Here is a 13,173-nt window from a genome sequence, read left to right on the forward strand (position 1 = left end):
CTTTAGACTGACCCATCGGAACTGGCGCTCGTCCCGACCCCGACACATGGCGACGCAGGCTCTCGGCCCGGAGCGCAGGACGCGCGCGGCTGATCTCTTGATGGCGGCGAAGTGGCGTTCAGGCATGATCGAGGCGGTGACCCGGAAAACCGTGGCCGGCAGGACGCTGGCCCGGACGCTCATGATCTTTGCGCCCATCGCGCTGGTGGCGATGGTCGTGTTCTATCTGCTGTATGCGACACAGATCTCCGCCACGCAGCGCGTCATCGCCGCCGGCCAGAAGCAGCTGGTCGATGTCGGCTACACCACGCTGACCAACACGCTGGCCACGATCGGCAATGATGCCGGCTTCGTTGCCGATCAGCCCGTGCTGCAGCGCTGGCTCCGCACCGGCAGCCCGTCGGACCGCGAGCTCCTGCTCGAGCAGTTCCTGTCCTTCACAACTCACCGCGCGCTCTATGACCAGGTCCGGTTCATCGGGCTCGACGGCCGCGAGGATGTCAGGGCCAACTGGAATGGCGGAACACCGGCCATGGTTCCCGCCGACCAGCTCCAGGACAAGTCGGATCGCACCTATACCAGGCAGGGGCTGAAGCTCGAACGCGACGAGGTCTTCTACTCGGCCTTCGACCTGAACGTCGAAGGCGGCGAGATCGAGCAGCCGATCAAGCCGACGATCCGGGTGACCTCTCCGGTCTTCGACCATGCCGGCCGCAAGCGCGGCATCGTCGTGCTGAATTATCTCGGGCAGCGCGCACTCGACAGGGTCCGCAGCCTGTCCGCGCAGGGGTTGGGCGAGGCCTGGCTGATCGACGGCAAGGGGCACTGGCTGCTGGGCCCTCGTCCCGAGGACGAGTGGGGATTCATGTATCCCGACCGTGCCGACCGCACCTTCGCGCGCGCCCATCCCGCCGCCTGGGGCCATATCGAAAAGGCCAACGGCAAGGGCCAGTTCTCTGCAGACGGCGATCTCTTCAGCTTTGCCGCGATCGATCTGCCCGACACCGCGGTCACCGGGCCCAGCGTCCTGTCCCCCGCTGCCGTGGCGCCGAGCTGGTACCTGGTCACGCGGACGCCCGCCTCGGTCTATTCGCAGAGCAATCGCAAGCTCGCCTTCGACTATCTTGCGGCGCTGCTTGCGGTCCTGCTGCTGCTTGCCGGCATCGCCTGGGTTCTGGCCGATCACGGCGAGCGGCGCCGCGAGGCCGAGCGGCAGGTCCGCCATCTCAACCAGCGCCTCGCCCGCGACAATGTCACCCTGCAGGGGCTGAACCGAGAACTGGAGAGCTTCAGCTATTCGGTCTCGCATGACCTTCGCGCGCCGCTGCGCTCCATCGACGGTTTCAGCAAGGCGCTGCTCGAGGACTATGGCGACACGCTCGATGCAACCGGCCGCGACTACCTGATGCGGGTGCGCAACGCCGCGCAGCGCATGGGAAACCTGATCGACGATCTCCTGAAGCTCGCCCGCGTCTCGCGCGCCGACCTCAACAAGGACGTGGTCAACCTCAGCCTCGTGGCGCGCAAGATCTGCGCCGATCTCAGGCAACGCGATCCCGAGCGCAATGTCGAGGTCACCATCGCGCCCGATCTGGAGGCCGACGGCGATCCCCGGCTCCTCCAGATTGCCCTGGAAAACCTGCTGGAGAACGCTTGGAAGTTCACTTCCAGGCAGGAATCGGCCCGGATCGACTTCGGAAAGACGATCATCGATGGCGCCACGGTCTTCTTCGTGCGCGACAACGGGGCCGGCTTCGACATGGCTCACGCCGACAAGCTCTTCGGCGTCTTCCAGCGGCTCCATGCCATGACCGAATTCGAGGGTACCGGTATTGGTCTGGCGACGGTCCAGCGCATCGTCTACAAACATGGGGGGCGGGTTTGGGGCGAAGCGGAAAGGCACCGCGGCGCTGTATTCTTCTTCGCCCTGTGACGGGGGGGCGAGAACGATGAAGCCGATATTGCTGGTCGAAGACAACCCCGATGACGAGGCCCTGACTCTGAGGGCTTTCCGGAAGAACAACATCAAGAACGAGATCGTGGTGGCGCGCGATGGCGTCGAGGCGCTGGACTACCTGTTCGCCACCGGCGAGCATGCCGGGCGGGAAGAGGGCGCGCCGCAGGTCATCCTGCTCGATCTCAAGCTGCCCCGCATCGACGGCCTCGAGGTGCTCAGGCGCGTCCGCTCCGATGATCGCACCAAGCTGATCCCGGTCGTGATCCTGACCTCGTCCAAGGAGGAGCAGGACCTGGTCGACGGCTACAGCCTCGGCTGCAACAGCTATGTCCGCAAGCCCGTGAATTTCGACGAGTTCATGGAGGCTGCGCGCCAGCTCGGCATGTATTGGCTGCTTCTGAACGAGGCATCCCCGCGGTGACTTTGAGTGCGGGGGCCGTCGAGGGGACGCCACGTCTGCTGATCATCGAGGATCTGCCGGACGACGTCGAGCTGTTGCTCTACAGCCTCCGGCGTGCGGGGCTGAAGCCCGAATATCGCGTCGTCGATACCGTCGCGGCCATCGAGGATGTGCTCGCGAGCGAGCGCTTCGACGTCGTGCTCGCCGACTTCAACGTGCCGGGCACGGATTTCCCGACGATCCTGCGGCTGATCAGATCTCTCGCTCCCGACCTGCCGGTGATCGTTGTATCGGGCTCTATCGGCGAGGAGGCTGCGGTCGAGCTGATGCGCGACGGCGTCGCCGACCTCATCCTGAAGAACAACATGGCCCGGCTCGCGCCGGCAATCGTGCGCGAGGTCGCAGCCTCGCGCCAGGAGCAGGCCCGGCGCGAGGCCGATCAGCGCTTCAGCAACATCGTCGAGGTCACGGGCGACTGGGTCTGGGAAACCGACGAGCAGCATCGTTTCACATTCTTCTCCAAGACGCTCGCCACGAATGACTGGTTCGACCCGGCCACCGATCTCGGCAAGGCCCGCTGGCAGGTCGTCGGCGCGCAGCCTGATGGCGATCCCGGCTGGCAGCGCCACAAGGCCGACCTGGCCGCGCGCCGCCCGTTCCGCAACTACCAGGTCTGCTTCGGCGAGGGCAGCGCGCGCCGTCATCTGGTCACCAGCGGCGTGCCCTTCTGCGACCGCACCGGCGCCTGGCGCGGCTATCGCGGCGTCACGCGCGACGAGACCCCGTTGATCGAGGCCTATCGTCGGGCCGAGGATGCGGAATCGCTGCTCCACGATGCGGTCGACAGCATCTCTGAAGGCTTCGTCGTCCTCGATGCGCAGGACCGCATCGTCATGGTGAACGAGGCCTATCGCAGCATCCACGCCGAGATCGCCGACATGATCGCGCCTGGCGCGAGCTTCGAGTCCGTGATGCGCGCGGCGGGAGAACGTGGCGTTTATGCCGAGGCCGAGGGGCGTCAGGCGGAATGGCTCGCCGAGCGCATGGCGGAACACCGCGACCTCAGCGGCAACAACCTCCACAGGCTGCGTGACGGCCGCTGGATGCTCGTCACCGAGCGGCGCATGCGCAATGGCGGCACGGCCGGATTGCGCATGGACATCACCGCCCTCAAGGCGGCCCAGGCCGAGCGCGACTACCTCGCCTATCACGACGCGATCACCGGGCTGCCCAACCAGACGCTCTTCACCGATCGCCTGGCGCAGGCGCTGGTGCAGATGCAGCGCTCGGGCGAGGCGGTCGCCGTAATGAGCCTCGAACTGACCTCGCTCGCCGACATCCGCGCCAGCCAGGGGCTCGAGGCTGGCGAGGCCGCCCTGCACGAGACCGGCCGCCGGATCCAGAGCGCGCTCGCCGCGGGCGATACCGTCGCCCATGTCGGCAATGGCCGCTATCTCGCCTTCTCGGCCGATGCCGGCAGCGAGGCCGGGCTGGTGGCGATCGTCGGTCGCGTCCTTTCGGCTGCCGAGGCCGATTTCGAGTTCGACCGCAGCGATGTGCCCTTGCGCATCGCATTGGGCGTCAGCCTTGCGCCCACCGATGGCGAGGACCCCGATAGCCTCGTCCGCGCCGCCGCCACCGCCCTGAGCGAGGTCAGGGCGAATCCGCTGCGCCGCTACCAGTTCTATCGCGCGGAAATGACCAGCGCCGCCGTCTTCCGCTGGAACATGGAGGCGGACCTGCGCCGCGCCATCGAGCGCAAGGAGTTCCTTCTGCACTACCAGCCGCAGCTCGACACCCGCAGCTTCGGCATTGTCGGGGTCGAAGCGCTGATGCGCTGGGCCCATCCCGAACGCGGCATGATCTCGCCGGCGCAGTTCATTCCCGTGGCGGAGGAGACCGGCCTGATCGTGGCGCTCGGCGATTATGCCCTGCGGCAGGCCTGCACCGATGCCGCCGCCTGGTGCGCGGCGCTGGCGACGCCGGTGCCCGTCGCGGTCAACCTGTCGGCGGTCCAGCTCGCCGAAGCCTCGCTCGAGGCCAGCATCGTGGCGATCCTGGAGGAGACGGGGCTCGCGCCCGGCATGCTCAAGCTGGAACTAACCGAGAGCGCGATCCTGAGCGATGCGGCCGCGGCCACGCACACGATGCGCAATCTGGCCGGGCAGGGCATCCGCTTCGCGCTCGACGATTTCGGCATGGAGCAGTCGTCGCTGAGCTATCTCTCGCGCCTGCCGATCGACACGCTGAAGGTCGACTACGCCTTCGTCTCCAAGATGACGGCCGACCGCGCCCATGCCGCGTTGGTGCAGGCCATCATCTCGATGACCCATTCGCTCGGCATGGTCGCCATCGCAGAGGGCGTCGAGCGGCCTGACCAGCTGATCTATCTTCAGGCCTATGGCTGCGATGCGTTGCAGGGCTTTTTGTTCAGCCGCCCTGTGCCGCTGGCTGGCCTTTTGCCGATCCTGACGAGCGGACGCCTCTCGCCCACCGAGGCCTGATGGCGGCGTGCGCTCGCAAGGCGCCGCGCTTCAGGCCGTCGGCCGCGACTGCGCATCCCTGATCGCGCGCCAGACCTTGGCCGGCGTCGCCGGCATGTCGAGATGCGTCACGCCGAGCGGCCGCAGGGCGTCCAGGATCGCGTTCATTACCGTCTGCGGCGCGCCGATGCATCCGGCTTGGCCGACGCCCTTCGAGCCCAGCGGGTTAGCGCTTGTGGGGATCTCCACCATCTGAATATCGAACAGGGGAATGTCGTCGGCGCGCGGCATGGCGTAGTCCATGAAGGTCGCGCTCAGCAATTGCCCGGACTCCGGATCGTATGACGCCTCCTCGAGCAGGGCCTGCCCGATGCCCTGCGCCAGCCCGCCATGCACCTGCGCCTCCGTCAGCAGCGGGTTGACCAGCGTGCCGTAGTCGTCGATCGCGACATAGCGCTCCAGTGTGACGGCGCCCGTCTCGGGATCGATCTCGACCTCGGCGACATGCGCGCCATTGGGGAAGGTGATGGCGTCGCTGACATTGTCGCCATGGCTCGCCAGCGCGTCGCCGGTGCTCTCCAGAACATGTCGGGCAACCGTGAACAGGTCGATCTCGCGGAGCGGTTCGTCCGCAGCTTCCGTCCGGAAACGGCCCGTAGCGAAGCGCAAGACCTCGGGCTCCACCTGAAGCAGCTGCGCCGCCACCGGCAACGCCTTTGCGATCAGCCCGTCGGCTGCCATCACCAGCGCGGTTCCGCCCAGATGCAGCGAGCGCGCGCCGCCATGGCCGCCGCCGCGAGGCACCCGGGCCGTGTCGGCCTGCACGAGCGTAAAGGTCTCGACCGGCAGGCCCAGCCTTGCACTCGCGACCTGCGCGAAACTGGTCTCGTGACCCTGCCCGTTGGACTGCGTGCCGACCGCCATGTCGATGGTGCCGTCGTCGCGCACCGTGAGCCAGGCTTCCTCATTGGGCTGGCCGCGCGAGGTCTCGAGGAAGCAGCCGATGCCGAAGCCGCGGAGCTTGCCGCGCGCCTTTGCCGAGCGCCTGCGCTGGGGCAGGCCGGCGCGATCGGCCGCCAGCAGTACCCGGTCGAGATTCCCAGAGAACGCGCCACAGTCGATCACCGTGCCGAAGGCGCTGCGATGGGGGAAGTGCCGGATGAAATTGCGCTGGCGCAGTTTCGCCGGGTCGATCTTGAGCCTATGGGCGGCCTCGTCGATCAGTCGCTCCAGCAGGTAGTTCGCCTCGGGCTTGCCCGCGCCGCGATAGGCATCGACCGGCACCGTGTTCGTGAACACGCCATGCACGTCCATCGACATGGCGGGGATCTCATAGAGCGTACCCATCGCCGTCGAGGGCGCATTGGTCGTGGCGCCGGGGCCCAGCGATGAGACATAGGCACCCAGGTTGCCTGTGGTCTCGACCGCCAGCGCCAGGAAACGCCCCTTCGCATCGAGCGCGAGCTTGGCACTGGTCAGGTTGTCGCGGCCATGCACACCACTGGTGAATTCCTCGAGCCGGTCGGCCGTCCAGTGCACGGGATGGCCCAGCCGCCGCGCCGCCCAGAGCACCAGCGCGAACTCGGGGTAGGTGACGTTCTTCATGCCGAAGCCGCCGCCGACATCGGGGCAGGAGACCTCGATCCGGTCGAGCGGAACCCGGAAGACGCCCTCGGCGAGTTCGCGGCGGATGGCGTGCACGGAGGCGCCGCTGATGGCGAGGTGGTAGACCCCGCTTGCGGTATCGAAGCGCCCGAGCGCGATGCGCGGCTCCATCGCCGCCGCCACGATGCGATTGTTCACGAGCTCGCAGGAGACGACATGGGCGGCGCTCGCAAAGGCTTTCGCCACGGCCTCGCTGTCGCCACGCTGGAAGCGAAAGGCGACGTTCCCGGGCGCAACGCCCGGCCAGATCTGGGCTGCATCGGGCTCGCGCGCGCGCCCGAGTTCCGTCACCGAGGGCAGGATGTCGTACGCGACCAAAACCTGCTCGGCGGCATCGCGTGCCTGCTCGCGAGTGTCGGCGACGACGAAGGCGACGAGGTCGCCGACATGCCGGACGATGTCCCGTGCCAGCGGGTAACGCGGCGGCACGATCAGCGGATCCACCGTCTTGACCGCGATGTAGCAGGGCAGGGGATGCAGCCCGTCGAGGTCGTCGGCGGTGAAGACCCCGCGCACCCCCGGCAGTGCTGCTGAGGCGGCGCTGTCGATCGCGATGATGCGGGCATGGGCATGGGGCGAGCGCACCATCGCGGCGAAGAGTTCGCCCGCGACGGGATGGTCGTCGAGATAATCGCCGGCACCGACGAGGAAGCGCTGATCCTCGCGACGCCGCAGCGAGCGCGGATCGGTGGCGACCGTCATGCCGTCATTCATTTCGACCTCGCTCTCGCTGTGTGAAGGCAGAGCCCGCAAGCCTTGCCCGCAACATGGCGGTATAGGAGACACGGGCGCCGGTCGAGACCGTGCGGCGACCCCGCGATATGACGTCCATGCAATCGAGAGCGCATCCGAGATGACCAACACCGTCCTTTATCTCAGCCAGGCCGATATAGGCACTCTTGCACTGGACCCGACGCGCCTGCGAGGGGCCGTGATCGCTGCCTTCAGGGCCCATCAGGCAGACCGGGGCATCAGCAAGCCGAAACTCGCCTTCGAGATCGCGCCCGGCCACGCCTTCCAGTCGCTCTGCGCCGCCTCCGCCGAAATCGGCATGGCCTCGACCAAATGGCTCGGCATGGCGCCGTCGGCAGAGAGCGGCGGCGCCAATATCGACGCGCTGATCGCGCTCAACGATTTTACGACAGGGCGCCTGCTCGCGATCATGGATGGCAATGTGCTGACCGCGGTGCGCACTGCCGCGATGTCGGCGGCCGCCGCGGCCTCGCTGGCCCGCCCCGACAGCACGACCATCGGCTTCGTCGGCTGCGGGGTGCAGGCGCAGGCTCATCTGCCGGCGATGAAGGCGCTGCTGCCGCACCTTTCAACCGTGCTCGCCTTCGGCAAGGGCCGCGCCAGCACCGAACGCTTTGCCGACCAGGCGAGGTCGCTGGGCTTTGGAGTCGAGACCTTTGCCGATGCGGAGGCGGTGGTGGCCGGCAGCGATGTCGTGATCACCAGCGTACCGACGCGGGCCGGCTTCACGCCGTTCCTGTCGCCCGAGTGGCTGAAGCCCGGCAGCTTCGTCGCGGGCGTCGACATCGCCCGCAGTTGGCAGCCCGAGACCTTGCGCGCGCTCGATATCCTCGCCACCGACGATCACCAGCAGATGGGCAAGACGCCTCCGCTCTCGGCGACGATAGGTCCCGTGGGGAGCTTCGATGCCGATCTTTCCGAACTCGCCGCAGGCGTGAGACCGGGCCGGAGCGACGCGATTCAGCGCGCCATGTTCGTGTTCAGGGGCTTTGCGGTCGCCGATCTGGCGGTTGCAGCCAGCGTATACGCCGCCGCGACCGCGCAGGGTGCCGGCACCTATCTGCCACGCTAGTGCCCGTTCTGATCCGACAGGATCGTCATTGCGAGCGACAGCGAAGCAATCCAGGGGCGGCAGTGCTCTGCACGCGCCTGGATTGCTTCGTCGCTCTGCTCCTCGCAATGACGCCAATCGCCAGCATCTCGTAAAAGCTAGCGGGCGGAGAGGTCTCCCCCTCCGCCCGCCAATAGCTGGACCGCCGCAATCAGGCAGCGGCGCCGATCACTTGCTCTTCTTGCCGACTTCCTCGTCCCAGCGGCGGAAGGCCTGGACCATCTTGTCGGGCGTGAGCGGCACTTCGATCGGGTTGTTGGCGATCAGGTCGGCATATTCGGGCCGGCCATACTCGGCGATCGCCTTCTGGCTGCTCTCCGGAGCCATGGAGAGCGGCACGTCCTTCACTGCCGGGCCCGGATAGAAATAGCCCTCGTCATAGGTGTAGGCCTGCTGCTGAGGCGTCATGGTGTGGCTGATCAGGTCGAGCACCACGGCGAGCTTTTCGTTCGAGACGCCCTTGGGGACGTACATGTACTGGGCGTCGGAGACCCAGTGGAAGCCCTTGAGCGACTGGACCTTCGCCTCTTTCGGCACGATGCCCAGCGCGCGCGGGTTGATGTCCCAGCCTGTGGTCGTGATGATGATGTCGCGCGAGCCGTCGCCGAACTCCTTCATCGTCGCGCCGGTGCCGGTGGGATAGTACTCGATGTACTGGCCGATTTCCTTGAGATAGGCCCAGGTCTTCTCCCAGCCATTGACCGGATCCTTCGGGTCCTTGTCGCCCAGCAGATAGGGCAGGCCCATGATCCAGGTGCGGCCCGGCCCGGAGTTCGCCGGACGCGCATAGAGGAAGCGGTTGGGGTTCTGCTTGGCCCAGGCGAGCAGTTCCTGCGCCGTGGTCGGCACCTGCTTGACGCGGTCGGGCATGTATTCGAGCAGCGGCCCCGAGGGATAGTAGACCACGCACATGCCCTGGCCGGAGCCGAGCTTGTGCATGTCGAGCGCAGCCGGCATCAGGATCTTGGCGGGATCGGGCAGCGAGGCCGAGTGATCCGGGAAAAGCTTGACCCAGAGGTTCTGCTCGATGCCGGCCGCGAGCGCGTCGAGGCCGCCGATGACGAGATCGATGTCGACGCGGTTGGCTTCCTGCATCGCCTTGATCTTGCCCGGCAGCTCGGGCGCCGGCGCCTTGATGAAGGTCATGCGCGAGACCAGGTTCTTCTTGGCGTCGCGATAGTTCTCGAGCGGCTTCTGCAGCAGTGCCAGCGCGCCGCCGACATCGATGATGTTCAGCGCGACCGGGGCTTTCGGCAGCGGCAGGCCCTGCGCGAAGGCACCCGTGGCCCCCAGCACCGGCAGGCCCGCGAGTGCGGCGACGCCGCCTCCGACGACCTGGCGGCGGGTTGCATTCATCTTGTGGTCGTCCGTCATGGTGTTTCCCTCCGGTGGTGGTTGTGATGCGTCAGGGTTTGCCCTGCCGTCGTTGACCGCATCCGGTACATGGATGCGGAACTCGAATGGCGCATGCTCGCGCCGGGTGCTTGCCGCACGGTGCCGGCTTCCCCTAGATCGCTCGATGCGACCGCCCCTGAGCGGGAGCCAGGGGGAACGATGCCATGAGCGCTGAAACCGCAGAAGCCCTTTCGGACTGGCTGGTGCAGGACCTGCTGCCGGGCTGGCTCGCCCGCGTCTACGACCCCGCTCGGTCGGGCTTCGTCGAGATGCTGGAGCCCGACGGTACGCCCTCCACGAGCGATATCCGCACTACGCTGGTGACGGCGCGGCTCACCTACAGCTTTGCCCACGCGCATCTGCTCGGCGTGCCGGGCGCGCTCGAGGCGGCGCGGCATGGGCTGGATTTTCTCTGGAACACCTGCCGGCGTCCCGATGGCCGCTTCAGTCATCGCTGCACGCAAGGCGGCGACGTCATCGACGCCCGCTCCGACTTCTACGATCTCGCCTTCGTGCTGTTCGCGCTCGGCTGGTACGGGAAGGCGAGCGGCGAGGCCGAGGCCTTTGCGCGGGCCGAGACCGTCTATCGCTTCATCGAGAGCGAACTGGCTCATCCCGCAGGCGGTTTTCGCGAGGACACGCTCGGCACCCTGCCGCGCCGGCAGAATCCGCATATGCACCTGCTCGAAGCCTGCCACGCTCTCGCCGGAGCCTCTGGCGATGCGCGCTGGCTCGCGCGCGCCGATGCGCTCGTGAAGCTGATGCAGGCAAAAATGGTCGATGGCGCCGGCTCGCTCGCAGAATTTTTTGGCGAGGACTGGAGCCCGGCGCCGGGGCCGCGTGGCCTGATCCGCGAGCCCGGCCACCACTACGAATGGACCTGGCTGCTCCATCATCACGCCCACCTGACCGGCTCGGACGCGGCCCGCGACAGTGCCCGCCAGCTTTTCGCCTTCGCCGCGCGGCATGACCGTGGCGGCGCTGTCGTCAACGAGATCGACCCGAGGGGGGAGGTCCTGAACGCCAACGCCTTGCTCTGGCCGCAGACGGAATATCTCAAGGCGCTGGCCGCCCGCGCCGAATTCGAGGGCGACGGGGAGGCGATGGAAAAGCTCGACGCGCATCTCGCGCTGACGTTCCAGCTTTTCGTCGATCGCAAGACGGGGCTTTGGGTCAACCAGCTCGACGCCGCCCGCAATCCGGTCACCGATCCCGTCCCGGTGCGCGTGCTCTATCACCTGCTGCTGGCGCTGGTGGAGGTGATCCGCGTCAAGCGCTTGGTTGGCGCATAAAGCCGTCACGCGGGGGCGACCTCTGTGAGGCGCCCCGGAATTACGGCGATGTGCCTGCGCCATTCCCATGCCGCCTAGCCCTCCGCCGCCTTGCCCAGGATGGCGTCGACCAGCCGCTGCGAGGCCAGCGCCTCCTCGCCGGTCACCACGGGGTCACGACCGGTCGCTATGGCCTCGACAAAATCGGCGATGACGGCGCGGTGCGCGTCATGCGGGAAATCCATGATGTTGGCGCCGCTGCCGGTGGAGCCTTCGGCCTCGACCACCTCGGAGGTGCCATCGAGGAAGGACAGCGAGAGCCTGCCGCCGACGAGCGAGGCAAAGCCCTTGGTGCCGATGATCTCGATGCGCTCGGGATGGCCGGGATAGGCCGCCGTCGTCGTCATCAGCGTCGCGGGCGCGCCCGATGTTGTCTCCAGCAGCGCGGAGACGTAGTCCTCGGTCTCCATCGCGTGCAGCTTGGTCGTGCGGACCTGCGAGGCGACGACGCGGGAGACGCCGACAAGCGAGCGGAACAGGTCGAGCGAATGGATCGCCTGCGTCAGCAGAACGCCGCCGCCGTCGCGGGCCAGGGTGCCGCGGCCGGGCTCGTCGTAATAGGCCTGCGGACGCCACCATGGCACGCTCAGCGAAGCGCCTTCGATCGCGCCGAGCTCGCCGCCGTCGAGTACCGCTTTCAGGCGCAGGCTGGCAGGCCGGAAGCGGTGCTGCAGCACGACGCCGAGCACCTTTCCCGATGCGCGAGCCGCGGCGACGAGTTCCGCGCCGCGCGCGCTGGTCAGTTCCAGCGGTTTTTCGACAAGGACGTGCTTGCCGGCCTGGAGGCAGCGCGTGGCGACGTCGCGGTGGCTCGATGGCGGCGTCAGCACGATCACGGCCTGCACGGCTTCATCCGCCAGCACGGCATCGATGTCGGTCGTCACCGGGAACGGGAACTGCCCGGCATAGGCTGCGGTGCGCTCGGCCGAGCGGCTCGCGGCCCAGCGCATGTCAACCTTGTCGGCGAGGTCGAGCAGGCTCTTTGAATGGGGCAGGGCGGCGGGGCCGAGCCCGATGACGGCAATGCCGAGCTTGCTCACTGCTGCGAATTCCCTGTGCTGGATTGGGCTGGCCTGATCGGCAGGCGCACGGCGCGAGCTTGAGCCTCCAGTGCCAGCCGGCAGACGGTGAAGACATGGGTCTGTGGCATCGCGGTCTCGCTGCGCGCGCCGACATCGGCGATGAGATCGCGAAAATAGGTCAGCGGTTCCCTGGACGCGTCGATGTGGCGCGTGCCGTTGCGGTCGACGAGGAAGACGTGGTCGGTGCCGGGCCGGCCTGCGATATCGACATATTTGCGCAGCTCGATGGTGCCGTCCGTGCCCAGGATCGTCAGGCGGCCGTCACCCCAGGTCGAGAGCCCGTCGGCGGTGAACCAGTCGACGCGGATATAGCCGCCGGCCTGCGGGCTGCGCAGCAGGATCTCGCCAAAGTCCTCGAAGTCCGGCAGGTCGGGCTCGCCGAAATGGCCGGTTCCCGAGGTCACGATCTCGGCGGTGCTCGACCCCGTGAAATGCAGGAACTGGTCGATCTGGTGCGAGGCGATGTCGGTCAGGATGCCGCCGAACTTGGCTCTGTCGAAGAACCAGTCCGGGCGGATCGGGCGGTTCAGGCGGTGGGGTCCGAGCCCGATGGTCTGGACGACGCGGCCGATCGCGCCATCGGCGATCAACTTCCCCGCGACGATGGTGGCGGGCACGATGAAGCGCTCGGAAAAGCAGACGGAAAAGATCCGGCCGGTCTCGGCGACGCAGGCCTCGACCGCATCGAGCTGCGCCAGCGTCGTGACGCCGGGCTTGTCGACCATGACGTCCTTGCCGGCGCGCATGGCCCGCACCGCCAGCGCCGCGCGTTCGCTGGGAATGCCGGCACAGGCGATCAGGTCGATCCCGGGATCGTCGAGCAATGCCGCCGCCTCCCGCTCCACGAGCGCGGGAAAGCGCTCGCGGAACCCGGCGAGGACGCGCGGGTCACTGGTCGTCGGATCGAAACCGGCGCAGTCGGCGCCGGCCTCGATCAATCCTCCCACCATGTGGAAGATATGGCGGTGGTCTAGCCCTATGGCCGCGAAGCGCATG

At 67.4% G+C, this 13,173-nt stretch carries 9 protein-coding genes; 5 read left to right on the forward strand and 4 right to left on the reverse strand.

Translation table 11 applies throughout. The features are described from left to right. Positions 1-46 precede the first annotated feature (46 nt). From AC1D2L_RS08965 to AC1D2L_RS08975, 3 genes are read left to right on the forward strand one after another with little or no spacing between them, the layout of a single operon-like run. Positions 47-1,933 carry a sensor histidine kinase gene (locus AC1D2L_RS08965; protein WP_476845510.1) on the forward strand — a complete coding sequence of 629 codons (1,887 nt, stop codon included), beginning with the start codon at positions 47-49 and terminating at the stop codon, positions 1,931-1,933. Positions 1,934-1,949: 16 nt separating this feature from the next. Continuing rightward, positions 1,950-2,378, forward strand: coding sequence for a response regulator (locus AC1D2L_RS08970; RefSeq protein WP_476845511.1), 429 nt, complete (start codon positions 1,950-1,952; stop codon positions 2,376-2,378). Next, positions 2,375-4,861: a putative bifunctional diguanylate cyclase/phosphodiesterase gene (locus tag AC1D2L_RS08975; RefSeq protein WP_476845512.1), complete on the forward strand. Its 2,487-nt coding sequence runs from the start codon at positions 2,375-2,377 to the stop codon at positions 4,859-4,861. The genes AC1D2L_RS08970 and AC1D2L_RS08975 overlap by 4 nt, the downstream gene beginning before the upstream one ends. Before the next feature lie 30 nt (positions 4,862-4,891). Here AC1D2L_RS08975 and AC1D2L_RS08980 read toward each other — a convergent pair whose 3' ends face one another. Beyond that, complete coding sequence (locus tag AC1D2L_RS08980; protein WP_476845513.1) at positions 4,892-7,207, reverse strand: xanthine dehydrogenase family protein molybdopterin-binding subunit; 2,316 nt, start codon at positions 7,205-7,207, stop codon at positions 4,892-4,894. 151 nt (positions 7,208-7,358) lie between these two features. Here AC1D2L_RS08980 and AC1D2L_RS08985 point away from each other — a divergent pair, with 151 nt between their 5' ends. After that, positions 7,359-8,330, forward strand: a complete 972-nt coding sequence (locus AC1D2L_RS08985) for a hypothetical protein (protein ID WP_476845514.1) — start codon at positions 7,359-7,361, stop codon at positions 8,328-8,330. Between the two features lie 207 nt (positions 8,331-8,537). Here AC1D2L_RS08985 and AC1D2L_RS08990 read toward each other — a convergent pair whose 3' ends face one another. Further along, the gene (locus tag AC1D2L_RS08990) at positions 8,538-9,725 is read right to left on the reverse strand and encodes an ABC transporter substrate-binding protein (RefSeq protein ID WP_476845844.1); all 1,188 of its coding nucleotides are present in this window, start codon (positions 9,723-9,725) and stop codon (positions 8,538-8,540) included. Between the two features lie 203 nt (positions 9,726-9,928). Between AC1D2L_RS08990 and AC1D2L_RS08995 the strand changes: the two genes are divergently transcribed. Continuing rightward, positions 9,929-11,056, forward strand: a complete 1,128-nt coding sequence (locus AC1D2L_RS08995) for an AGE family epimerase/isomerase (RefSeq protein WP_476845515.1) — start codon at positions 9,929-9,931, stop codon at positions 11,054-11,056. Positions 11,057-11,130: 74 nt separating this feature from the next. Here AC1D2L_RS08995 and AC1D2L_RS09000 read toward each other — a convergent pair whose 3' ends face one another. Both AC1D2L_RS09000 and AC1D2L_RS09005 read right to left on the reverse strand, forming a co-directional pair. Continuing rightward, positions 11,131-12,135 (reverse strand): Gfo/Idh/MocA family protein, encoded by a 1,005-nt coding sequence (locus AC1D2L_RS09000; RefSeq protein WP_476845516.1) that lies wholly within the window; start codon positions 12,133-12,135, stop codon positions 11,131-11,133. Continuing rightward, positions 12,132-13,172, reverse strand: a complete 1,041-nt coding sequence (locus AC1D2L_RS09005; RefSeq protein ID WP_476845517.1) for a Gfo/Idh/MocA family protein — start codon at positions 13,170-13,172, stop codon at positions 12,132-12,134. The genes AC1D2L_RS09000 and AC1D2L_RS09005 overlap by 4 nt, the downstream gene beginning before the upstream one ends. Position 13,173 lies beyond the last annotated feature (1 nt).

The organism is Allobosea sp. P1_B10 (assembly GCF_056406735.1).